Below are 21,909 nucleotides of genomic sequence, written 5' to 3' on the forward strand. Positions count from 1 at the left end.
CCGTTCGACGCCCGGCGCGCGCTCGTCCAGTTGCTCCGCGGCCCCGTGGTGACTCACGACGCGCATCGTCAGCAGTGGTCGGCGATTCTCACCCATCGCGTCGAGTTCACCGGCGGTGCGCTGGGGAACCACCTTGCGGCTGCGGAGGCCGGGAATGGAGACCATAGGCCGGCGTCAGCGACCGAGCGCGGCCAGCGCCCGTTTGAACACCTCGTCGAGCTCGCCGACGGCGTCGACGGTCTTGAGGTCCGCGGAGTAGTAGTCCAGCAGCGGCGCGGTCTCGTCGCGGTACACCTTGAAGCGGTTGCGGATGACGTCCTCGGTGTCGTCGGCGCGGCCGCGGCCCTTGAGCCGGGAGACCAGCTCCTCTTCGGGAACGCGGAACTCGACGACGGCGTCCAGCGACAGGTCGCGCTTGGCCAGCATCTCGTCGAGGGCCTTGGCCTGCTCCACCGAGCGCGGGAAGCCGTCGAGGATGAACCCCTGCTTGGCGTCCTCGTCGTCGAGCCGGTCGTCGACCAGCGCGTTGGTGAGGGTGGCCGGGACCAGGTCCCCGGCGTCGAGGTACTTCTTGGCTTCCACACCCAGTTCGGTGCCGTTGCTGATGTTGTACCGGAACAAGTCGCCGGTGGAGATGTGCGGGATGCCGAGCTTGTCGGCCAGCTTCGCGGCCTGCGTCCCCTTGCCCGCGCCGGGCGGTCCCAACAACACGATTCTCAACTTAAGAACCCTCTCTCACTTCAAAAAGCCTTCGTAGTTGCGCTGCATGAGCTGGCTTTCGATTTGCTTGACGGTGTCCAACGCGACGCCCACGGCGATGAGGACGGCAGTACCGCCGAAGGGCAGGTTCTGCACCGAACCGGTGTTGCCGATCTCCAGGAACAGGTTCGGCAGCACGGCGATGATGCCCAGGTAGATCGAACCCGGCAGCGTGATCCGCGACAACACGAACCGCAGGTAGTCGGCGGTCGGCTTGCCCGGCCGGATGCCCGGGATGAAGCCGCCGTACTTCTTCATCTCGTCGGCCCGTTCCTCGGGGTTGAACGTGATCGAGACGTAGAAGTAGGTGAAGAACACGATCAGGCCGAAGTAGATCGCGATGTAGACCGGGCTGCTCGGGTCGGTCAGGTAGTCCGCGACGAACGTCTGCCACCAGCCGGTGCTCGGGGTGTCACTGGCGCTGGTGATCAGCTGGGTGATCAGGTGCGGGATGTAGATCAGCGACGAGGCGAAGATCACCGGGATGACGCCGGCCTGGTTGACCTTCAGCGGCAGGTAGGTCGACGTGCCGCCGTACATCTTGCGGCCCACCATGCGCTTGGCGTACTGGACCGGGATCCGGCGCTGGCCCTGCTCGACGAAGACCACGCCGACGACGATCGCGACCGCCGCCACACACACCAGCGTGAAGACCATGCCGCCGCGGCTGTCCAGGATGTTCTTGCCCTCGCCCGGGATCGACGCCGCGATGCTGGCGAAGATGATCAGCGACATGCCGTTGCCGACGCCGCGCTCGGTGACGAGCTCACCCATCCACATGACCAGCGCCGCGCCTGCGGTCATCACGATGACGATGACGGCCAGGGTGCCGACGTTCAGGCCCTCGCTCTGGCCCTCGATGATGTCCAGCGCGCAACCCTGCAGCAGCCCGCCGTTGGCGGCCAGTGCCACGATGCTGGTGGCCTGCAGGATCGCCAGCGCGATCGCGAGGTAGCGGGTGTACTGGGTGAGCTTGGTCTGCCCCGCCTGCCCCTCTTTGCGCAGCTGCTCGAAGCGCGGGATGACCACGCCGAGCAGCTGCACGATGATGCTCGCGGTGATGTAGGGCATGATGCCGACCGCGAACACCGACAGCTGCAGCAGCGCGCCGCCGGAGAACAGGTTGATCAGCGAATAGATCTGTCCGGACTCGCCGCCGCTGACCTCCGCGATGCACTGTTGCACGTTCGGGTAGTTGACCCCTGGCGACGGCACCGAGGCGCCGACCCGGTACAAGATCACGATGCCGAGCGTGAACAGGATCTTTCGCCTCAGATCGACTGTCCGCAGTGACGAGATGAAAGCCGAGAGCACTCTTTCCTCCTGCACGGCCGGTCGATCGCGGCGTGCTCATGTGGCTGGCGTGACCAGCGTCGTGGTTAAGTCGTGTGCGCGACGGCACGAGCAGGCAGAACAGCCTGCGCAAGTCACGCGTTCAAACAGTCTACGAGACTAACAGTTGCACGTTGGTTGGCCCGAATCCGACGGTCCGGAAGCGGCGTACATTCGAAGAGAGTCGTTAACTCACCTAATTATCAGGACGGGAATTCCGCGGATGCCACGAACCGACAACGACACCTGGGACCTCGCGTCGAGCGTCGGCGCCACCGCCACGATGGTCGCCGCGGCGCGCGCCGTCGCCACCCGCGCCGAGCAGCCGGTGATCAACGACCCGTTCGCCGAGCCGCTGGTGCGCGCGGTCGGCGTCGACTTCTTCACCCGGCTGGCCACCGGCGAACTGACCGCGGCCGACCTCGACACCCGCGACGGCGGAGAATCCCCGGTGGGGATGAGCCGGTTCGCCGACGGCATGGCCGCCCGGACCCGGTTCTTCGACGACTTCTTCGCCGCCGCGGTCACCGCCGGCGTGCGGCAGGGCGTGATCCTGGCCTCCGGCCTGGACGCCCGCGCCTACCGGTTGACATGGCCGGAGGACATGCGCCTGTTCGAGATCGACCAGCCCGAGGTGCTCGAGTTCAAGGCAGCCACCCTGGCCGGCCTCGGCGTGCAGCCGGCGGTGACGCTCGTGACGGTCGGTGTCGACCTGCGCAACGACTGGCCCGCTGCGCTGACCGCGGCCGGCTTCGACCGCGCCGTTCCGACCGCGTGGATCGCCGAAGGCCTCCTTGGCTACCTGCCGCCGGACGCACAGGACCGGCTGCTGGACACCATCTCCGATCTCAGTCCGGCGGGCAGCCGGCTGGCGGCCGAAGCGGTACCCGCTCATCAGGACCTCGACGACGAGGAGCTGCGGGAGCGGATGAAGGAATCGACCGACCGCTGGCGAGAGCACGGCTTCGACCTCGACTTCTCCGAGCTCGTGTTCACCGGGGAGCGCGCCGAGGTCGACGCGTACCTGCGCGGCCTCGGCTGGACCGTGGACGCGGCACCGACCAACGAGCTGCTGATCCGGTACGGACTGGCCCCGTTGAGCCCGGACGAGCGCTTCGGCGACGTGCGCTACGTCACCGCGACCCGATAGGGGAGGCGAACATGGCACGCACCGAGGGTGACAGCTGGGACCTGGCCTCCAGCGTCGGCGCGACCGCGACGTCCGTGGCGGCCAACCGCGCGTTCGCCAGCCGCGGGCCCGAACCGCTGCTGGACGACCCGTACGCCGACCTGCTGGTCGAGGCCGTCGGCAAGCCGCACTTCCTCCGGGTGGCCCGGGGCGAGATCGATTTCGACGGTGACCCGCTGTTCGGTGCCCGGCAGATGCTGGAGCAGATCACGGTCCGCACCCGCTACTTCGACGACTTCTTCGCCGAGGCCATGGCGGCGGGAATCCGGCAGGCGGTGATCCTGGCGTCGGGGCTCGACACCCGCGCGTACCGGCTGGAGTGGCCCGCGGGCACGGTCGTCTACGAGATCGACCAGCCCGCCGTGATCGAGTTCAAGACCAGGGTGCTGGCCGACGCCGGTGTGCCGGCAGCCGCAGAACGTCGGACCGTGGGCATCGACCTGCGCGACGACTGGCCGGCCGCGCTACGGGAGGCGGGCTTCGACCCGGGCCGGCCGACGGCGTGGATCGCCGAGGGCCTGCTGATCTATCTCCCGCCCGACGCCCAGGACCGGCTGCTGGACAACGTCACCGCGCTCAGCGCGCCGGGCAGCCGGCTGGCCACCGAGCACATGGACGCCAAGGCGCTGACCGGCGACTGGGCCAAGGCGGTGACCGATCGTGCCCGCCGACACGGCAGCGACGTCGACCTCAGCGAGCTGTTCTACAGCGGACCCCGTACCCCGGCGACCGAGCACCTCAGCGGGCGGGGCTGGCAGACCGAGGTGCTGTCGAGCAACGACGCCTACCAGCGTCAGGGGTTCGCGCCGTTGCCCGACCATCTACTGGCGATGATCGGCGACTCCGGCTACCTGACCGCGCGCCTGCCTCAGTAGCGGGTCTCCCCCAGCCACAGCACGTTCACCCCGGACAGCGCCCGCTGGGTGCGGTCGGCGACCCCGAGCACCGAGCGGAACGCCAACGCGCCGAACGCATCCTGAATCGAGGCTGCCGCCGGTTGTGAAGACGGCTTGGGCCGCAGCACGTCGCGCAGCGACGAGCCGGGAAGGTTCTCGATCTGCACCCTGGTGTCCTCGTCGATCCCGGCCAGCGCCTTGGCCCGGCTGATCGCGGCACGCAGCCCGCCGAGTTCGTCGACCAGGCCGCGCTCCAGCGCGTCGGCACCGGTCCACACCCGGCCGCGTGCGACGCGGTCGACGTCCTCGACGCTCATGCCGCGACCCTCGGCGACCCGCTGGACGAAGTCGGTGTAGAACAGGTCGGCCTCGGCCTCGACGTGGGCCTGCTGCTCATCGGTGAACGGTGCGTTGATCGACCACGCGTCGGCGTTGGCGTTGGTGCGCACGGTGTCCGACCCGACGCCGAGGCGGTCCTTGAGCTCACGGGCGACGAACTTGCCCGTCACCACACCGATCGAGCCGGTGATGGTGCCGGCGTTGGCCACGATGGCGTCGGCGCCCATCGACACGTAGTAGCCGCCCGACGCCGCGACGGCGCCCATCGACGCGACGACCGGCTTGCCCCGCTTGCGGGTGCGCACCACCTCGTGCCAGATGGTCTCCGAACCGGTGACCGAACCGCCGGGGCTGTCGACGCGCAGCACGATCGCGGCGACGTCGTCATCGGCGGCGGCCTGCCGCAGCGCGGCGGCGATGGTGTCTCCACCGGAGCTGGAGCTGCCCATCGGCGACATCTGCCGTCCGCCTCTACCGCTGACGATCGGGCCGGCGACGGTCACCACCGCGACCTTCGGACGGGTCTTCAGCCCCGGGACGGTGGGTTTCTTGGCACGCGCGTAGCGGGCCAGGTACAGCCTCGGCGGGGCGTCCTCACCGTCGGCGTCGCCGGACTCCGCCGAAACGCCTTCCGCACCGGCCATTTCCGCGATCCGGCCGTAGGCCTCGTCCCGGAAACCGATGCGGTCCACCAGTCCGGCGGCGACGGCGTCGTCGCGCGGCAACGGCGCCCGGTCGGCCAGCGCGTCCAGCGCTGCGCGATCCACGTTACGTGAGGCGCTCACCGCATCCCACACCTGCGCCCGTAGCCCGTCGACCAGCGCGGTGTCGGCCTCACGGTGCGCGTCGGTGTAGCCGTCCTGGGTGAAAAGGTTTGCCGCCGACTTGTATTCGCCGCGGGCGACGAACTGCGCCTCGACCCCGAGCTTGTCCAGCGCGTCACGCAGGAACAGCGCGCTGGTGGCGAAGCCGACCAGACCGACCGTGCCCGACGGCTGCATCCACACCTCGCCGAACGCCGAGGCGAGATAGTAGGACAGCGTTCCGGGATAGGTCTCCGCCCACGCCAGCGACGGCTTCTTCGCGGTGAACGCGACGATCGCGTCGCGCAGTTCCTGTACGGGTCCCGGTGGGGCGGCGTCGATCTGGACGCGCGCGATCAGACCGGCGACGCGGGGGTCCTCGGCGGCGCGGTGGATCGCCGCGACGGCCTCGCGTAGCAGCAGCGGCTTGCCGGCCCCGTTGATCAGGGCCATCGGGTCGAAACTCGCCGACTCCGGCGGGGCGTGCTGCAGATCCAGCTCGAGGATGCATCCGTCGGGCACACCCTGATGGCGGGCGGTGTCGATCTTGCGGGCGAAGTCACGGACGTCGTCGAACCCGGGCACCCCGGACAGCAGAGAGAACATGGTTCGAGCGTACCGACGCCGAACGGACGGTCAGCGCCCCAAGTACCGGGTGTACTGCGGGCAGTACACGGCCACCGCGAGCCGGGTCAGCCCGACGGCCTGCTCACGTTCCAGACCGTTGCCCGCCAGCGTGTTGACCACGCCGCGCACCACCGGCACCGGATTGGGGTTGCCGGTCAGCCCTCCGGTGAGCATCTCGCAGATCCGCTTGCCCACGGTGGGCGCGTCATCGCTGGCGCCCAGCGGGATGCCCATCGTGTTCACCGCGTTGGTGAACTTCTCGTCCTGCGTCTCGGCGTGCGCGGTCGCGACACCGGTGAACATGGTGAGGCCGGCGGCGACCATCGCGGCGGCGACGGTCCGACGGTGGCGAATCATGGCGTGCTCCTTGGCTGTATCCCCGGGCGAAGTGTAGTTCGTGATCGGCGACCGTGCCGTTACAGCAAAAACCCCTGCCGAGGCAGGGGTTTTTGTCGGACAGCCGGATCTACAGTTCGGTGACGGTGCCGCCGGCGGCGGTGATCGCCTCGCGGGCGCTGCCGCTGAACTTGTGCGCGGTCACGTCGACCTTGGCGGTCAACTTCCCGTCGCCGAGCACCTTGACCAGCACGTTCTTGCGGACCAGACCCTTGGCCACCAGCTCGTCGACACCCACGGCGCCCCCCTCGGGGAACGCCTTGTTGATGTCGCCGACGTTGACCGGGGCGTACTCGGTGCGGAACCGGTTGCGGAAGCCCTTGAGCTTCGGCAGCCGCATGTGGATCGGCATCTGGCCACCCTCGAACATCACCGGGACGTTCTTGCGGGCCTTGGTGCCCTTGGTGCCGCGACCGGCGGTCTTGCCCTTGGAGCCTTCACCGCGGCCGACGCGGGTCTTGGCCTTCTTCTCGCCCGGCGCCGGGCGCAGGTCGTGAAGCTTGATCGGAGCCATGGTCCTTAAACCTCCTCGACCGTGACGAGGTGGTGCACGGTCTTGATGAGTCCACGCGTCTGAGCGTTGTCCTCACGGACCACGGACTGGCGGATCTTGCGCAGTCCGAGCGTCCGCAGGGACTCCCGCTGCTTCCAGCGCGCACCGATGGTGCTGCGCACCTGGGTGATCTTGAGCTCTGCCATGAGTTACGCCGTTCCCTCACGCGCGGCGGTGGCAGCCAGGGCCTCGGCCTCACGGCGGGCCTTGAGCATGCCAGCGGGCGCTACATCCTCGATGGGCAGGCCGCGGCGTGCCGCGACCTCTTCGGGACGCTGCAGCAGCTTCAGCGCGGCAACGGTGGCGTGCACCACGTTGATCGCGTTGTCGCTGCCCAACGACTTGGCCAGCACGTCGTGCACGCCGGCGCATTCCAGCACCGCGCGGCACGCGCCACCGGCGATGACACCGGTACCGGGGCTGGCCGGGCGCAGCATGACCACTCCGGCCGCGGCCTCACCCTGGACGGGATGGGTCACGGTGCCGCCGATCAGCGGAACCCGGAAGAAGTTCTTGCGGGCCTCTTCGACACCCTTGGCGATCGCGGCCGGGACCTCTTTGGCCTTGCCGTAGCCGACACCGACCATGCCCTTGCCGTCGCCGACGATCACCAGCGCGGTGAAGCTGAACCGGCGACCACCCTTGACCACTTTGGAGACGCGGTTGATCGTGACCACGCGCTCCAGGTAGTTGCTCTTGTCCCGGTCGTCGCGGCCGCCGCGGCCGCCACGGTCGTCACGGCGCCCACGGCCACCGCGGTCGCCCCTGCCGCCGTCGCGGCCGTCGCTCGACGGCCCGCCGGCTCCTACAGCCTGCTCGGCCATCATGCATTCCTTCCGTTAATGGTCAGTGCGGACATCAGAACCTCAACCCGCCTTCGCGGGCAGCGTCGGCCAGGGCCGCGATCCGTCCGCCGTAGGTGTACCCACCGCGGTCGAACACGACCTCGTCGATACCGGCGGCCTTGGCACGCTCGGCGATCAGCTGACCGACCCGGGCGCTGGCGGCCTTCTTGTCGCCGTCGACGGCCCGCACGTCGGCCTCGATCGACGACGCCGCGGCCAGCGTGACGCCTTCGAGATCGTCGACCAGCTGCACATGGATGTGCCGCGAGGACCGGTTGACCACCAGGCGGGGACGCTCGGCGGTGCCGGAGACCTTCTTGCGCAGACGCGCGTGCCGGCGCAGCCGCGACGTGCGCCGCGTCTCGGAGATGTTCTTGCCGACCGGCGTGTGGCCGACGGCCTCTTTTGTCTTGGTGTTGGTAGCCATCTACTACTTACCCGTCTTTCCGACCTTGCGACGGATCTGCTCGCCCTCGTAGCGGATCCCCTTGCCCTTGTAGGGGTCGCTCTTCCGCAGGCGGCGGATGTTCGCCGCGATCTGGCCGACCTTCTGCTTGTCGATACCGGAGATCGAGAACTTCGTCGGCGTCTCGACCGCGAAGGTGACGCCCTCGGGAGCGCTGATCAGCACCGGGTGGCTGTAGCCGAGGGCGAACTCGAGGTCGCTGCCCTTGGCCACCACGCGGTAACCGACGCCGAAGATCTCCATCTTGGTGGTGTAGCCCTGCGTCACGCCGGTCACCAGGTTGGCGATCAACGTGCGGGACAGGCCGTGCAACGAACGGTTGCGCCGCTCGTCGTTGGGCCGGGTGACCACGATCGCGCCGTCGTCGTCACGCGAGACCTCGATGGGCTCGGCGACATCGAGGGTCAGCGTGCCCTTGGGGCCCTTGACGGACACGTTCTGCCCGTCGATCGTCACGTCGACCCCGGTGGGAACCGGGACCGGCTGCTTTCCAATGCGAGACATGTATCTAGCCCTCCCTCACCACACGTAGGCGAGGACCTCGCCGCCGACGCCCTCACGGGCAGCCTGGCGGTCGGTCCTCAGACCGGACGACGTGGAAATGATCGCCACACCGAGCCCACCGAGCACACGCGGCAGGTTGGTGGACTTCGCGTACACCCGCAGACCGGGCTTGGACACCCGGCGCAGGCCCGCGATGCTGCGTTCACGGCTCGGGCCGTACTTCAGTTGCACCACCAGCGACTTGCCCACCCGGGCATCCTCGGTGCGGTAGTCGCTGATGTAGCCCTCGGACTTCAGGATCTCGGCGATGTTGGCCTTGATCTTGCTGTGCGGCAGGGTCACTTCGTCGTGATACGCCGAATTGGCGTTGCGCAGACGTGTCAAGAAGTCTGCGATCGGATCCGTCATGGTCATGACAGCCGGTTCACCTTTCTCGCGGCGGTTCCCAACTCGACTGGTCGAAGTGGGCCTGCCGCAACATGTTTCGTAGTTACGGTCTGGAGCCGGCTTACCAGCTGGACTTCTGCACACCCGGCAGTTCGCCGGCATGCGCCATTTCACGGAGGCAGATCCGGCACAGGCCGAACTTCCGGAACACCGAATGCGGGCGGCCGCAGCGGTTGCAGCGGGTGTAACCCCGCACCTTGAACTTGGGCTTCTTGTTGGCCTTGTTGACCAGAGCCTTCTTTGCCATGTGCTCAGTTCTCCTTGAACGGGAAGCCGAGCGCCCGCAGCAGCGCACGTCCCTCGTCGTCGTTCGTCGCCGAGGTGACGACGGTGATGTCCATGCCACGGGGACGGTCGATGCTGTCCACGTCGATCTCGTGGAACACCGACTGCTCGTTGAGTCCGAAGGTGTAGTTGCCGGTGCCGTCGAACTGCTTCGGGGAGAGCCCGCGGAAGTCGCGGATACGGGGCAGCGAGATCGAGATCAGGCGGTCCAGGAACTCCCACATCCGGTCGCCGCGCAGCGTGACGCGCGCGCCGATCGGCATGCCCTCGCGAAGCTTGAACTGCGCGATGGACTTGCGGGCCCGGCGGATCTCCGGCTTCTGGCCGGTGATCAGCGTGAGGTCGTTGACCGCACCGTTGATCAGCTTGGCGTCGCGGGCGGCGTCACCGACACCCATGTTGACGACGACCTTGGTGACGCCCGGGATCTGCATCACGTTGGCGTATCCGAATTCCTTCTGCAGCGCGTCGCGGATTTCTTCGCGGTAGCGCTGCTTCAGGCGAGGGAGGGTCTTTTCAGTGGTGGTCATCAGATGTCCTTGCCGTTGGACTTGGCGATGCGGACCTTCTTGCCGGTCTCTTCGTCCTTGCGGAACCCGACACGGGTCGGCTTGCCGTCGGAATCGAGCAGCATCACGTTGGACACCGAGATCGGCGCCTCCTGCGTGACGATGCCGCCCGAGGCCGCGCCACGCTCGGTGCGCGACTCGGGGGTGTGCTTCTTGATCCGGTTCACGCCCTCGACCAGGACCTTGTTGCGGTCGGGGTAGGCCACCAGGACCTTGCCCTTGGCGCCCTTGTCCTTGCCCGAGATGACGAGCACGGTGTCGCCCTTACGGACCTTCATCTACAACACCTCCGGGGCGAGCGAGACGATCTTCATGAAGCGCTTCTCGCGCAGTTCACGACCGACCGGCCCGAAGATGCGGGTGCCGCGGGGGTCGTTGTCGTTCTTGATGATGACGGCGGCGTTCTCGTCGAACTTGATGTAGCTGCCGTCGGCGCGGCGGCGCTCCTTGACGGTGCGCACCACGACGGCCTTGACGACGTCGCCGCGCTTGACGTTGCCGCCGGGGATGGCGTCCTTGACGGTCGCCACGATGACATCACCGATGCCGGCATAGCGCCGCGACGAGCCGCCGAGCACGCGGATGCACAAGATCTCCTTGGCGCCCGTGTTGTCGGCGACCTTGAGCCGCGATTCTTGCTGAATCACTAGATCTCCTCGACCTGGTTACTGTGTGCACGCAGGATTACCGACCCTGACGTGCGCGGTCTTTGTTCCCTAAGAGCACGCGGGGCTTTCTCCGCACGGAGACAACCGAGGTCTGCCCTAGGCAACCCCCATATACTAGGTGAGCTCGCCGAATGCTCCAAATCCCGGCGTCGCGGTGCCGGCCGACCGACCCCCTCAGTCCTTGGCGAACGCGCGCGCGAACTCCCGTTCCAGATCGACGTACGGGGCTCCGGACACGTCCACGTTCACCCGCGCGATCGTCCCGCCGCTGAACGGGAACGGCCCGTGGTACGCGCGCGACACCGGCGATCCGGTGTTGCGCCCGACGCTGAGGCTAGCGCCCGCGAGCCCGAACGTCCCGGGCTGGACCCGCATCTCTGCGAGCGCGGCCACCTGCGCGGTGTCGACGAACAGCGCGGCGTCCCCGATCGGGGTGTGGCTGCCGTCGGCGGTGCCGGTGCGGGTGAACGTGAACCCGAGGGTGTGCGCACCCGGGGTGACCGCCTCGGGCGACACCAGGGTCTGCTCGTACTCGCCGAGGAAGTTGTAGCAGAAGTGCAGGCGGCCACCCAGCAGATACATCACGTAACCGCCGTGGGCCGCCCCGTGTTTGATCACCACGCCCTCGGCGCCGTCCGGCCCCACGGTGACGTCGGCGAGCACCGCGAAGGACCGGCCGCGCAGTTCCACCACCGCACCCATGCCGACGTCGGCCGTACCCGGGAAGTACGCGTAGGCGTTCCGTTCACCGGCAAGGTAGGGCCGCCACCGCGACATGGTCTCGAGCATGTTCAGATCGCCCAGCGGCAGGCCGTTGTACTTGTCGGCCTCGGCGAACCACAACGCCTTCAGCTCTTCGAGCTTCTCCGGGTGCTCGGCGGCCAGGTCATGGCACTGGCTGCGATCGGCCTCGATGTGGAAGAGCTCCCAGCGGTCGGTGTCGAAGTGCGACCACCCGGCCGGTGACGCCGCGTGAACGGCGCCGGCGAACCAGCCCCGGTGCCAGACGCCGCGTGTCCCGAGCATGGTGTAGAACTGCGTCTCCTTGCCGGTCGGAGCGGTCGGATTGTCCAGCGCCACTTTGAAACTCACGCCGTCGAGCGGCTTCTGCGCAACGCCGCGCACGGTGGCGGGCGCGGTGATGTCCAGTAGGTCGTACACCGTCGGGGTGATGTCGCAGACGTTGACGTAGTTGTCCCGGACCTCACCGTGCGCGGCAATTCCGTTGGGCCACGAGATGATCGCCGGGTCGGCGATGCCGCCCTCGTGGGAGGCGTACCGCTTGAACAGTTTGTACGGGGTGTTGAACGCCATCGCCCAGCCGATCGGGTAATGGTTGTAGGTCTGTGTGCCGCCGAGTTCGTCGTAGGCCTTCAGGCTCTCCTGGACCGAGTCGATGTAGCCGTTGAAGAACTTGACCTCGTTGACCGACCCGTTGGGCCCGCCCTCACCGCTGGCGCCGTTGTCGGAGATCACCACGATCACCGTGTTGTCGAGCTGACCGGATTCCTCCAGATAGTCCAGGACGCGGCCGATTTGGGCGTCGGTGTAGGACAGGAAGCCGGCGAACACCTCGGCCATCCGGGCGAACAGCCGCTTCTCGTCTTCGGACAGCGAATCCCACGGCCGCACCGTGTCCTGCGCGGGCCAATCTTCTCCGTTGGGCCCCTTGACATCCGAGTACGGGTTCATCGGCGAGAGCTCGGTGTCGGGCGGGACGATGCCGAGCCGTTTCTGGTTCTCCAGGACGATCTCGCGGTAGCGCTCGTAACCCATGTCGAACACGCCGGCATAGCGGTCGGCCCACTCCTTGAAGACGTGGTGGGGAGCATGCCCTGCCCCGGGACACACGTAGGAGAACCAGGGCTTGTCCGGCGCGATGACCTTGGAGTCGCGGATGAACTCGATGGTCTTGTCGGCGAGGTCCTGCGACAGGTGGTAACCCTCCTGCGGCGTCGCCGGCGGAGTCACGGGATGGTTGTCGTAGACGAGGTCGGGATACCACTGGTCGGTCTCACCGCCCATGAAGCCGTAGAACCGCTCGAAGCCGCGCGACAACGGCCAGTGCCGTTTCGTGGCGGCCAGGTTGGACTCCTCCAGCGGGGTCAGGTGCCACTTGCCGACGCAATAGGTGTTGTAGCCGTTCTCGGCGAGTACCTCGGAGAGCAACGCGGTGTCGAACGGAATGCGACCGTTGCAGTTCGGGAAACCGTCGGTGAACTCCTCGATGGTCGCCATCCCGACAGTGGTCGGGTTACGTCCGGTCAACAGCGAGGCCCTGGTCGGCGAGCACAGCGCGGTGGTGTGAAACTGCGAAAGTCGCACTCCGCGTTCGGCAATACGGCGCATCGCGGGCATGTCGACCAGCCCGCCGAAACAGTCCCAGGTGGCGATTCCGATGTCGTCCCAGACCAGATAGAGGACATTCGGTGCGTCAGGTTGTGCCGTCGGCGCCGCGAATGGTCCCCAGTCCGGTTCCGAGTCCCGGATGTCGACTTCGATCTTGCCTTTGAATTCCGTCGTCACGTGCGGAGATTACACCTGCGGCCCGCCGACCACGCCCGGAACCGCCGACGACCGCGCCTGCTGTCGTTTGTGCCACATGTACACGGCGGCCAGCGGAATCGTCCAACCCAACCACGTGCCGAGGCCCGCGACGAAGTACATGTAGCTGTCCTCATCACCGCCAAAAACCCTGTCTTGCAACGGATTGAACGCGGCGAACAAGACCATGCTCCAGATCCGGTTGGTGATGATCGACAGGGCGAGCGTCACGCCGTAGACCATGTTCCGCCGGTGCTCGGCGAAGTCGCGCCGCCGGGCACTCAGATAGCCGGCGACGGTGAAGTACAGCCAGAGAGTCGCCAGCACGACGTTGCTGACGGCCACCACGGGGCCGAAGGGCGTCGCCGCGCCGATCACCAATGCACACAACCCCGCCGGAAGCGCGGTGGCGACGTAGATCCGTCCGACCCGGCGATGGGCGGCAGGGTGAAGCACCCGCCGCCGCGGCCAGATCTGATGGACCGCGGCGAGCATCGCCACACTGCCGAGCAACACGTGGACCACCAGCAGCGGGTAATGCCAGCCGAACGTCGCGGGCACCCTGGTGCCGCCCGTCAGGTACGGCGGCACCGAGTAGGCCAGGAAACCGACCACAGCCAGCGCAAGCGCGCGCGATGCGTATGTCATACGCAGAAGCGTATTGCATACGCAGCGCGCTGTACAGCATTAAGCTCGTCCGGTGATGAGCGTGGACGGACAGCCCGGAGAGGAAGGACCGCTCCCCCGGGCGTTGGAGCTTCTCTGGCGCGACGCCGGCGAGCCCCGTTCCGGCGGACTCAACCGGCGGCGCATCGTCGACGTGGCCATCGAGCTCGCCGACGCCGACGGTCTGGGTGCGTTGTCGATGGCACGGCTGGCCGAGCGTCTCGGCTGCGGCACCATGTCGCTGTACCGTCATGTCGCCAACAAGGACGAGCTGCTGACGTTCATGGTGTCCGCGGCCCCGGGGCCGCCGCCACCCCGCGCGTCCGGCGCGCATTGGCGGGACGCGCTCACCGAGTGGGCCCATGGACTGCGGGACGCCTACCACCGTCATCCGTGGATCCTGCAAGCGTCCGTCGTCCCACCCGTCGACCCCGGCCAGCTGGCCTGGCTCGATGGCGGGCTGGCCGCGATGGACGGCACCGGGCTGTCCGACCGCGACAAGTTCTCCGCCGTCATGGCGATCCTGCATTTCGTCCGCGGCGCCGCCGCACTGGACCTCGAGACCGCAGACCGTGGTGCGGCCGCCGGCTACCCCGCACTACTCCGGCGACTGGTCACCACGGACCGCTTTCCGGCGCTGGCGGCGGCAGTGCGCGCCGGGGTGTTCGACACCGCCGACGACCGACAGGCCGACTTCCGTTCCGGATTACACCGGTTCCTCGACGGCATCGCCGCCGAGATGGCCCGGCCGCGCTGAGCCCGGCAACGAAAAACCCCCGCTGCGCCGAAGGCGTGCGGGGGTTCGTCGACGACGTTGTGCCGTGCGGTCTTACTTGGCCTTTTCGAGCACCTCGACCAGACGCCAGCGCTTGGTGGCCGACGTCGGGCGGGTCTCCATCAGCGAGACGCGGTCGCCGACACCGGCGTCCTCGTTCTCGTCGTGCGCCTTGACCTTCTTCGTGGTCCGGATGATCTTGCCGTACAACGGATGCGACTTGCGGTCCTCGAGCTCGACCACGATCGTCTTCTGCATCTTGTCCGACACGACGTAGCCGATGGCGGTCTTGCGGCGACCGCGCGGCTTCTCGGTCCGGGGCGTGTACTTCGGCCCCTTCTGATCGGTGTCTGCCATTACGAATCCTCACCTCCGGGTCCGGCGGCCAGACCCAACTCACGTTCACGCAGCACGGTGTACACGCGCGCGATCTCCTGCCGGACCGTACGCAGCCGGCGGTTGTTGGCAAGCTGACCGGTCGCCATCTGGAAGCGCAGGTTGAACAGCTCTTCCTTGGACTCGCGGAGCTTGTCGGTCAGTTCCTCGTCGGTGAGCTCGCGCAGTTCGCCGGGCGTGGTTCCTACTGCCATCAGAACTGCTCCTCTCTTGTGACGATGCGTGCCTTGATCGGCAGCTTGTGGATCGCACGAGTGAGCGCCTCCCGGGCGATCTTCTCGTCCGGGTAGCTCAGCTCGAACAGGACACGGCCGGGCTTGACGTTGGCGACCCACCACTCCGGCGAACCCTTACCAGAACCCATGCGGGTCTCGGCGGGCTTCTTGGTCAGCGGGCGGTCCGGGAAGATGTTGATCCACACCTTGCCGCCACGCTTGATGTGCCGGTTGATGGCGATACGGGCCGACTCGATCTGCCGGTTGGTGATGTAGGCATGGCCGAGGGCCTGGATGCCGTAGTCACCGAAGCTGACCGAGGTGCCGCCGCTGGCGATGCCACGCTGCTTCGGGTGGTGCTGCTTGCGGTGCTTGACCTTGCGGGGAATCAGCATGACTAGCTCCCAGGATTCTCTGTTGTCTCGGCTGCTGCGCCGGCAGCGGCCTCGGTGCCCTGCGTCGCTTCCGCGACGGCAGGAGCCTCGGCGGCACGCCCGGCGTCGGTGCTCGTCGCGGTGGTGCCCGACGCACCGCTGCGGCGCGGCCGGGTACCGGACGGACGCTCGCGACGCGGACGGTCCGCGGCGGGTGCGGCGGCGGACAGCTCACGCTTGCCACCGACGATGTCGCCCTTGTAGATCCACACCTTCACGCCGATGCGACCGAAGGTGGTCTTGGCCTCGTAGAGGCCGTAGTCGATGTCGGCACGCAGGGTGTGCAGCGGCACGCGGCCCTCGCGGTAGAACTCCGAACGGCTCATCTCGGCGCCGCCCAGGCGGCCCGAGCACTGCACCCGGATGCCCTTCACGTTGGGCTGACGCATGGCCGACTGGATCGCCTTGCGCATCGCGCGGCGGAACGCCACGCGGTTGCTCAACTGCTCGGCGACGCCCTGCGCGACCAGCTGCGCCTGGCTCTCGGGGTTCTTCACCTCGAGGATGTTCAGCTGCACCTGCTTGCCGGTGAGCTTCTCCAGGTCGGCGCGGATGCGATCGGCCTCGGTGCCGCGGCGACCGATCACGATGCCCGGACGCGCGGTGTGGATGTCCACCCGCACGCGGTCACGGGTGCGCTCGATCTCCACGTCGGCGATGCCGGCGCGCTCCAGGCCGGTGGCCAGCAACTTGCGGATCGCGACATCTTCCTTGATGTAGTCCGCGTACTGCTTGTCGGCGTACCAGCGGGACTTCCAGCCAGTCGTGATGCCGAGCCGGAAGCCGTGCGGGTTGATCTTCTGGCCCACTACTCCGAGCCCTCCTTCTTGGTGGCTGCCTTGCTGGCCTGAGCACGACGCGCCCTGGCTGCCGATGCCGAAGCACCTTGCTTCTTCTGCGGCCTGCTTTCAACGATCACCGTGATGTGGCTGGTGCGCTTGCGGATCCGGTAGGCGCGACCCTGCGCGCGGGGGCGGATGCGCTTGGCCGTGGGGCCCTCGTCGGCGTAGACCGTGGCGACCACCAGGGTGGTCGGGTCCAGGCCCTCGTTGTTCTGCGCGTTCGCGGCGGCGCTGGCGATCACCTTGGCGACCGGCTCGCTGGCGGCCTGCGGAGCCCAGCGCAGGATGTCGAGGGCTTCCTCGACGCTCTTGCCGCGGACCAGATCGATGACTCGGCGCGCCTTGGTGGCCGAGATGCGCACGAAGCGCGCCTTGGCCTGCGCAGACGGATATTCGGTGCCTTGCAATGCAGTAGTCATCTCTAGCGCCTCTTGGACTTCCGGTCGTCCTTGATGTGACCCTTGAAGGTCCGGGTGGGGGCGAACTCGCCCAGCTTGTGCCCGACCATCGCCTCGGTGACGAACACCGGGACATGCTTGCGACCGTCGTGGACGGCGAAGGTGTGCCCGATGAAGTCGGGGATGATCGTGGACCGACGGGACCAGGTCTTGATGACCTGCTTGGTGTTCTTCTCGTTCTGGACGTCGACCTTCTTGAGCAGATGGTCGTCGACGAACGGGCCCTTCTTCAGGCTGCGTGGCATCGCTTTACTCCCTAGCGCTTCTTGCCGGTGCGCCGGCGACGGACGATGAGCTTGTCGCTCGCCTTCTTCGGCTTGCGGGTGCGGCCCTCGGGCTTGCCCCACGGGCTCACCGGGTGGCGGCCACCGGAGGTCTTACCCTCACCACCGCCGTGCGGGTGGTCGACCGGGTTCATCACGACACCACGGACGGTGGGGCGCTTGCCCTTCCAGCGCATCCGGCCGGCCTTGCCCCAGTTGATGTTGGCCTGCTCGGCGTTGCCGACCTCACCGACGGTGGCGCGGCAGCGCACGTCGACGCGGCGGATCTCACCGCTGGGCATACGGAGGGAGGCGTAGGTGCCCTCCTTGCCCAGCAGCTGGATCGACGCACCGGCCGAGCGGGCCATCTTGGCGCCGCCGCCGGGACGCAGCTCCACCGCGTGGATCAGCGTGCCCGCGGGGATGTTGCGCAGCGGCAGGTTGTTGCCGGGCTTGATGTCGGCGTTGGCGCCGGACTCGACGATCATCCCCTGCTTGAGGCCCTGGGGCGCGATGATGTAGCGCTTCTCGCCGTCCAGGTAGTGCAGCAGCGCGATGTTCGCGGTGCGGTTGGGGTCGTACTCGATGTGCGCGACCTTGGCGTTGACGCCGTCCTTGTCGTGGCGGCGGAAGTCGATCACGCGGTAGGCGCGCTTGTGGCCGCCGCCCTTGTGCCGGGTGGTGATCCGGCCGTGGGCGTTACGTCCACCGCGCCCGTGCAGCGGACGGACCAGCGACTTCTCCGGGTGATCGCGGGTGATCTCGGCGAAGTCGGAGACGCTCGAGCCGCGGCGACCGGGGGTCGTCGGTTTGTACTTGCGAATTGCCATGATTCTGTAGGTCTCCCTGCCGGCTAGGCCGGCGCTCCGAACAGGTCGATGGGCTTGCTTCCGGCCGCCAGCGTCACGATGGCGCGCTTGGTGGCCTTGCGCTGGCCGTAGCCGGTGCGGGTGCGCTTGCGCTTGCCCGGCCGGTTGGCCGTGTTCACCGAGTCGACCTTGACCTTGAAGATCTTCTCGATCGCGATCTTGATCTGGGTCTTGTTCGAGTCCGGGTGCACGATGAACGTGTACACGTTGTCCTCGATGAGCCCGTAGGACTTCTCCGAGATCACCGGGGACAGGATGATGTCGCGGGGATCGGTCACGTTAGCCATCAGGCCGACACCTCCTCGGTCTTCGTTGCAGCGGCGATGTAAGCGTTGAGGGCCTCCACGCTGAAGACCACGTCGTCGGCCTTGAGCACGTCGTAGGTGTTCAGCTGGTCCGGCGAGATCACGTGCACACCGGGCAGGTTGCGCACGCTCAGCGCGCTGGCCTCGTCGGTGCGGCCGATCACGACGAGCACCTGCTTGCGGTCGGTCAGTGTCGCCAGGAACGACTTCGCGCTCTTGGTCGACGGGGTCTGACCCTCGACGATCTCGGTGACCGCGTGGATCCGGTCGTTGCGGGCCCGGTCCGACAGCGCGCCACGCAGTGCGGCGCGGATCATCTTCTTCGGGGTCCGCTCGCTGTAGTCGCGCGGCTTCGGGCCGTGCACGGTGCCACCGCCGGTGAACTGCGGCGCCCGGGTCGAGCCCTGACGGGCGCGGCCGGTGCCCTTCTGCCGGTACGGCTTCTTGCCGCCGCCGGACACCTCACCGCGGGTCTTGGTCGAGTGGGTGCCCTGCCGCTTGGCGGCCAGCTGCGCGTTGACCACCTGGTGCATCAGCGCGATGTTGGGCTCCACGTCGAACAGCTCGGCGGGCAGCTCGATGCTCCCGTCCGTCTTGCCGGCGGGGGTCTTTACCTCAATCTTCAGAGTCATGCCTTCTCGCCTCGCTTGATTGCGCTGCGGACAACCACCAGTCCACCGTTGCGTCCGGGGATGGCGCCCTTGATCAACAACACGCCGTTCTCGGCGTCGACCTTGTGCACCTTCAGGTTCTGGGTCGTCACACGGTCGTTGCCCATACGGCCCGACATGCGCGTGCCCTTGAACACGCGGCCCGGCGTCGCGCAGCCGCCGATCGAACCCGGCCGGCGGTGCACGGCCTGCGCGCCGTGGCTGGCACCCTGGCCGCGGAAGCCGTGGCGCTTCATGGTGCCGGCGAAACCCTTGCCCTTGCTGGTGCCGGTCACGTCGACATAGGCGCCGTCGGCGAAAATCTCCGCGGTCAGCTCCTGGCCGACCTCGTACTCCGCGGCGGCGGCCTCGCTGTCGAGCCGCAGCTCGGCGAGGTGGCGGCGCGGGTTCACACCGGCGGCCGCGAACTGACCCGTCACGGGCTTGTTCACCTTGCGCGGGCTGATCTCGCCGTAGGCGAGCTGCACGGCGCTGTAACCGTCGCGCTCGGGGGTCCGGATGCGCGTCACCACGTTGGGCCCGGCCTTGACGACCGTCACCGGCACGACCTTGTTGTTCTCGTCGAACACCTGCGTCATGCCCAGCTTGGTGCCCAGAATGCCGCGCCGGGGTGCGGCGGAATTGCTATTGCTAGCCATTTCTCGGGGACTTCCTTTACTGGATGTTGACGTCGACGCTGGCCGGCAGATCGATGCGCATCAGCGCGTCGACCGTCTTCGGCGTGGGGTCGAGGATGTCGATCAGCCGCTTGTGCGTACGCATCTCGAAGTGCTCCCGCGAGTCCTTGTACTTGTGCGGGGACCGGATGACGCAGTACACGTTCTTCTCGGTCGGCAGCGGCACCGGGCCGACCACGCTGGCTCCCGTCCGGGTGACCGTCTCGACGATCTTGCGCGCAGAGGCGTCGATCGCCTCATGGTCGTAGGCCTTGAGCCTGATGCGGATCTTTTGTCCCGCCACGCTTCTCCTACCTCACTACTAACAGCCCGAACTCGGGCCTGGCTGTGCCGCCGCTGTTTACCTGTCTGTGGTTCACCGGTCCACGCGGTCGGGTGTGTCGCCCGTTCGCACACTCTTACGCGGCGGAAATTCGTCGCGATCAAGGTTGAGGACCGGATGCGCCCCGCTAAGGGCGCTGGTCGCATGCCCGGCCAGGCGAACCCGGCTCAAGGCAACCCGAACAGTATGCCTCAGATCCGGGCGTGCTCCAAATCCCTGGTCGACGGCACAATACCTATCCCAGGCCGGCCCAGAACGGGCACTGGTGCACCTGTCCGAAGTCCTCCACCATACGGCTGCCGTCGGGCTGCAGCGACATCACACCGGCGTCGACGGTCGGCCAGCCCGGATCGCCGGTCCTCACGAACGCGGCCCAGTGGTCGATCATCTGGTCGCCGAGGGCGACCTGCGCCGGATCGGGCGGCTCGGCGCCACCGACGTCGAACAGGTAGCGCAGTTCCAGCGAGTGACTGGCGCCGACCTCGAAGGGAAGCGTCCGCAGCGGCTCCGGTGCCGGTGCGTCGCGGTCGTTGAACTCGTAGAAGAACGTGTCCGCACGGCCACCCAGCTGTGCGGCCCAGCGCTCGCCCGGACACGCGAACACCCCGTCGGTGACGGTGGCGGCATAGGCCAGCGCGACGCTCGGGAAGGCGCTCAGCGGGTACCGCTCGGCCACGGCCTGCGCATCGGGGCCGAACGTGCCGGCCAGCAACCTCGGGTAGTCCTGCGGGGTGTAGTCCGTGCCGTCGCGCAGGTACTGCAGCGCGACGAACAGCGTCCACTCGTCGCGCGTCGTGCCCATCAGCACCGGCACCCGGGCCGCCCGGCCCTCCCCGAACGCGGCCACCGGATCGACGGGCAGCGCGGCAGACCCGGTCACCGGTCCGCTGAGCTGGTCCTCGCCGATGCCGTAGTACCAGACGGGCGTGCGCAGCCTGTTGCCCGGGAGAGCGCGCAGGCACTCGGCGGCCGTCGCCCGGTCCGCGCAGCCCAACCCGGCCGCGTACTCGACGCTGCGCTGCTCGGCGACCGGAAGCGAGACCTGGGCCTGGCACGGTCCGCTCATGATGACCGCGGCATCGAACAGACCCTGCGAGTCGGGAGCCACCAGGTGGTCGCAGACCGACATGGCGCCGGCGGACTCCCCCGCCACGGTCACCCTGTCCGGATCCCCGCCGAAGTTCGCGATGTTGTCGCGCACCCACCGCAGTGCGGCCTGCTGGTCGGCCAGCCCGTAGTTGCCCACCCGCCCCGGCGCCCCGAGCGACGGGTGGGCCAGGAACCCCAGCGCACCGAGCCGGTAGTTGACGGTGACAACCACGATGTCGCCGCGCGAGACGAGCCGGCGCGCGTCGTAGATGCCGCCGCTGCCCGCGACGAACGAACCGCCGTGGATCCACACCATCACCGGCCGGGGCGCGTCGGCGTCGCCGGCCGGGGTCCAGACGTTGAGGTTCAGGCAGTCCTCGTCGGTGTGCCTGCCGAGCTCGATGTCGCCGGCGAGGTCCTGCATGCAGCGCGGCCCGAACGCCGTGGCGTCCCTGACGCCCTGCCACGGCGCCGGCGGCTCCGGAACCTGCCACCTCAACGGCCCGACAGGGGCTGCGGCATAAGGGATTCCGGCGAACAGCCGATGATCCTCGGCGACGGAGCCGCGCACCGGGCCCGCCGTGCGGGCGGTCAGCGCGACGTGCGCCCCGGACAGAATCGAAAGCCCCACCAGCGCAACGTCTTCCTGCAGAGCGATCGAGACGATGTCCTCGATGCGCTGTCGGATGCCGGTGTAGATGACCT

General features: G+C 67.9%; 31 protein-coding genes. 3 read left to right on the forward strand and 28 right to left on the reverse strand.

The genetic code is table 11. The annotated features are described in order from the left end of the window. Positions 1 to 174: 174 nt before the first annotated feature. On the reverse strand, positions 175 to 720 hold the full coding sequence (locus ASJ79_RS26970) for an adenylate kinase (protein WP_067961968.1): 546 nt from the start codon (positions 718 to 720) through the stop codon (positions 175 to 177). A gap of 15 nt (positions 721 to 735) precedes the next feature. After that, positions 736 to 2,073 (reverse strand): preprotein translocase subunit SecY, encoded by a 1,338-nt coding sequence (gene secY, locus ASJ79_RS26975; protein ID WP_067961970.1) that lies wholly within the window; start codon positions 2,071 to 2,073, stop codon positions 736 to 738. Between the two features lie 241 nt (positions 2,074 to 2,314). Here secY and ASJ79_RS26980 point away from each other — a divergent pair, with 241 nt between their 5' ends. Together ASJ79_RS26980 and ASJ79_RS26985 are read left to right on the forward strand one after the other, a co-directional pair. After that, complete coding sequence (locus ASJ79_RS26980) at positions 2,315 to 3,241, forward strand: SAM-dependent methyltransferase (RefSeq protein ID WP_067961973.1); 927 nt, start codon at positions 2,315 to 2,317, stop codon at positions 3,239 to 3,241. 11 nt (positions 3,242 to 3,252) lie between these two features. Continuing rightward, complete coding sequence (locus ASJ79_RS26985; protein ID WP_067961975.1) at positions 3,253 to 4,155, forward strand: class I SAM-dependent methyltransferase; 903 nt, start codon at positions 3,253 to 3,255, stop codon at positions 4,153 to 4,155. Here ASJ79_RS26985 and sppA read toward each other — a convergent pair. The 14 genes from sppA to ASJ79_RS27055 all read right to left on the reverse strand — a co-directional run bounded on the left by sppA (position 4,149) and on the right by ASJ79_RS27055 (position 13,870). Further along, complete coding sequence (sppA, locus tag ASJ79_RS26990) at positions 4,149 to 5,924, reverse strand: signal peptide peptidase SppA (RefSeq protein WP_067961977.1); 1,776 nt, start codon at positions 5,922 to 5,924, stop codon at positions 4,149 to 4,151. The genes ASJ79_RS26985 and sppA overlap by 7 nt on opposite strands. A gap of 30 nt (positions 5,925 to 5,954) precedes the next feature. Next, positions 5,955 to 6,302, reverse strand: a complete 348-nt coding sequence (locus tag ASJ79_RS26995) for a DUF732 domain-containing protein (RefSeq protein ID WP_067961979.1) — start codon at positions 6,300 to 6,302, stop codon at positions 5,955 to 5,957. Positions 6,303 to 6,411: 109 nt separating this feature from the next. Next, a complete protein-coding gene (rplO, locus tag ASJ79_RS27000) occupies positions 6,412 to 6,855 on the reverse strand; it encodes a 50S ribosomal protein L15 (protein ID WP_067961980.1) in 444 nt (147 codons plus the stop codon). Positions 6,856 to 6,860: 5 nt separating this feature from the next. Continuing rightward, positions 6,861 to 7,040 carry a 50S ribosomal protein L30 gene (gene rpmD / locus ASJ79_RS27005; RefSeq protein WP_003929541.1) on the reverse strand — a complete coding sequence of 60 codons (180 nt, stop codon included), beginning with the start codon at positions 7,038 to 7,040 and terminating at the stop codon, positions 6,861 to 6,863. Positions 7,041 to 7,043: 3 nt separating this feature from the next. Next, positions 7,044 to 7,718, reverse strand: a complete 675-nt coding sequence (gene rpsE / locus ASJ79_RS27010; RefSeq protein WP_067962018.1) for a 30S ribosomal protein S5 — start codon at positions 7,716 to 7,718, stop codon at positions 7,044 to 7,046. A 34-nt stretch (positions 7,719 to 7,752) separates the two neighbouring features. After that, the gene (gene rplR / locus ASJ79_RS27015) at positions 7,753 to 8,166 is read right to left on the reverse strand and encodes a 50S ribosomal protein L18 (RefSeq protein ID WP_067961982.1); all 414 of its coding nucleotides are present in this window, start codon (positions 8,164 to 8,166) and stop codon (positions 7,753 to 7,755) included. A gap of 3 nt (positions 8,167 to 8,169) precedes the next feature. Then, the gene (gene rplF / locus ASJ79_RS27020; RefSeq protein ID WP_067961984.1) at positions 8,170 to 8,709 is read right to left on the reverse strand and encodes a 50S ribosomal protein L6; all 540 of its coding nucleotides are present in this window, start codon (positions 8,707 to 8,709) and stop codon (positions 8,170 to 8,172) included. Between the two features lie 15 nt (positions 8,710 to 8,724). Next, a complete protein-coding gene (rpsH, locus tag ASJ79_RS27025; RefSeq protein WP_067961986.1) occupies positions 8,725 to 9,123 on the reverse strand; it encodes a 30S ribosomal protein S8 in 399 nt (132 codons plus the stop codon). A 94-nt stretch (positions 9,124 to 9,217) separates the two neighbouring features. Further along, on the reverse strand, positions 9,218 to 9,403 hold the full coding sequence (locus tag ASJ79_RS27030; RefSeq protein WP_003929546.1) for a type Z 30S ribosomal protein S14: 186 nt from the start codon (positions 9,401 to 9,403) through the stop codon (positions 9,218 to 9,220). 4 nt (positions 9,404 to 9,407) lie between these two features. Further along, complete coding sequence (rplE, locus tag ASJ79_RS27035; RefSeq protein WP_067961988.1) at positions 9,408 to 9,971, reverse strand: 50S ribosomal protein L5; 564 nt, start codon at positions 9,969 to 9,971, stop codon at positions 9,408 to 9,410. Beyond that, positions 9,971 to 10,288 carry a 50S ribosomal protein L24 gene (gene rplX / locus ASJ79_RS27040; protein WP_067961991.1) on the reverse strand — a complete coding sequence of 106 codons (318 nt, stop codon included), beginning with the start codon at positions 10,286 to 10,288 and terminating at the stop codon, positions 9,971 to 9,973. Before rplX ends, rplE begins: the two co-directional genes overlap by 1 nt. After that, complete coding sequence (gene rplN, locus ASJ79_RS27045; RefSeq protein WP_014814254.1) at positions 10,289 to 10,657, reverse strand: 50S ribosomal protein L14; 369 nt, start codon at positions 10,655 to 10,657, stop codon at positions 10,289 to 10,291. Between the two features lie 195 nt (positions 10,658 to 10,852). Continuing rightward, positions 10,853 to 13,204: an arylsulfatase gene (locus tag ASJ79_RS27050; RefSeq protein WP_067961993.1), complete on the reverse strand. Its 2,352-nt coding sequence runs from the start codon at positions 13,202 to 13,204 to the stop codon at positions 10,853 to 10,855. A gap of 9 nt (positions 13,205 to 13,213) precedes the next feature. Then, positions 13,214 to 13,870, reverse strand: a complete 657-nt coding sequence (locus ASJ79_RS27055) for a DUF2306 domain-containing protein (protein ID WP_067961995.1) — start codon at positions 13,868 to 13,870, stop codon at positions 13,214 to 13,216. Positions 13,871 to 13,925: 55 nt separating this feature from the next. Here ASJ79_RS27055 and ASJ79_RS27060 point away from each other — a divergent pair, with 55 nt between their 5' ends. Continuing rightward, entirely contained in the window at positions 13,926 to 14,645 is a 720-nt protein-coding gene (locus ASJ79_RS27060) for a TetR/AcrR family transcriptional regulator (protein ID WP_067961998.1), read from the forward strand. A 72-nt stretch (positions 14,646 to 14,717) separates the two neighbouring features. On the opposite strand, the gene rpsQ is transcribed toward ASJ79_RS27060, so the two are convergent. From rpsQ to ASJ79_RS27120, 12 genes are all read right to left on the reverse strand, one after another. Continuing rightward, positions 14,718 to 15,020 carry a 30S ribosomal protein S17 gene (gene rpsQ, locus ASJ79_RS27065; protein WP_067962000.1) on the reverse strand — a complete coding sequence of 101 codons (303 nt, stop codon included), beginning with the start codon at positions 15,018 to 15,020 and terminating at the stop codon, positions 14,718 to 14,720. Beyond that, complete coding sequence (rpmC, locus tag ASJ79_RS27070; protein ID WP_067962002.1) at positions 15,020 to 15,253, reverse strand: 50S ribosomal protein L29; 234 nt, start codon at positions 15,251 to 15,253, stop codon at positions 15,020 to 15,022. Before rpmC ends, rpsQ begins: the two co-directional genes overlap by 1 nt. Continuing rightward, positions 15,253 to 15,669, reverse strand: coding sequence for a 50S ribosomal protein L16 (gene rplP / locus ASJ79_RS27075; protein WP_067962004.1), 417 nt, complete (start codon positions 15,667 to 15,669; stop codon positions 15,253 to 15,255). The genes rpmC and rplP overlap by 1 nt, the downstream gene beginning before the upstream one ends. A gap of 2 nt (positions 15,670 to 15,671) precedes the next feature. Further along, entirely contained in the window at positions 15,672 to 16,517 is an 846-nt protein-coding gene (gene rpsC / locus ASJ79_RS27080; RefSeq protein WP_067962006.1) for a 30S ribosomal protein S3, read from the reverse strand. Next, a complete protein-coding gene (gene rplV / locus ASJ79_RS27085) occupies positions 16,517 to 16,969 on the reverse strand; it encodes a 50S ribosomal protein L22 (protein ID WP_067962008.1) in 453 nt (150 codons plus the stop codon). Before rplV ends, rpsC begins: the two co-directional genes overlap by 1 nt. A gap of 2 nt (positions 16,970 to 16,971) precedes the next feature. Further along, positions 16,972 to 17,253 carry a 30S ribosomal protein S19 gene (gene rpsS, locus ASJ79_RS27090; protein WP_003892827.1) on the reverse strand — a complete coding sequence of 94 codons (282 nt, stop codon included), beginning with the start codon at positions 17,251 to 17,253 and terminating at the stop codon, positions 16,972 to 16,974. Between the two features lie 11 nt (positions 17,254 to 17,264). Next, positions 17,265 to 18,101: a 50S ribosomal protein L2 gene (rplB, locus tag ASJ79_RS27095; protein WP_003929572.1), complete on the reverse strand. Its 837-nt coding sequence runs from the start codon at positions 18,099 to 18,101 to the stop codon at positions 17,265 to 17,267. Between the two features lie 23 nt (positions 18,102 to 18,124). Next, a complete protein-coding gene (rplW, locus tag ASJ79_RS27100) occupies positions 18,125 to 18,427 on the reverse strand; it encodes a 50S ribosomal protein L23 (protein WP_067962010.1) in 303 nt (100 codons plus the stop codon). Beyond that, a complete protein-coding gene (rplD, locus tag ASJ79_RS27105; protein WP_067962013.1) occupies positions 18,427 to 19,077 on the reverse strand; it encodes a 50S ribosomal protein L4 in 651 nt (216 codons plus the stop codon). The genes rplW and rplD overlap by 1 nt, the downstream gene beginning before the upstream one ends. Continuing rightward, complete coding sequence (rplC, locus tag ASJ79_RS27110; RefSeq protein ID WP_067962016.1) at positions 19,074 to 19,754, reverse strand: 50S ribosomal protein L3; 681 nt, start codon at positions 19,752 to 19,754, stop codon at positions 19,074 to 19,076. Before rplC ends, rplD begins: the two co-directional genes overlap by 4 nt. A gap of 16 nt (positions 19,755 to 19,770) precedes the next feature. Further along, positions 19,771 to 20,076, reverse strand: a complete 306-nt coding sequence (gene rpsJ, locus ASJ79_RS27115) for a 30S ribosomal protein S10 (protein WP_003883485.1) — start codon at positions 20,074 to 20,076, stop codon at positions 19,771 to 19,773. Between the two features lie 274 nt (positions 20,077 to 20,350). Then, positions 20,351 to 21,835 (reverse strand): carboxylesterase/lipase family protein, encoded by a 1,485-nt coding sequence (locus ASJ79_RS27120; protein WP_231751063.1) that lies wholly within the window; start codon positions 21,833 to 21,835, stop codon positions 20,351 to 20,353. Between the last annotated feature and the right edge of the window lie 74 nt (positions 21,836 to 21,909).

Origin of the sequence: Mycobacterium sp. NAZ190054, assembly GCF_001545925.1 — a bacterium.
Classification (GTDB): Bacteria; Actinomycetota; Actinomycetes; order Mycobacteriales; family Mycobacteriaceae; genus Mycobacterium.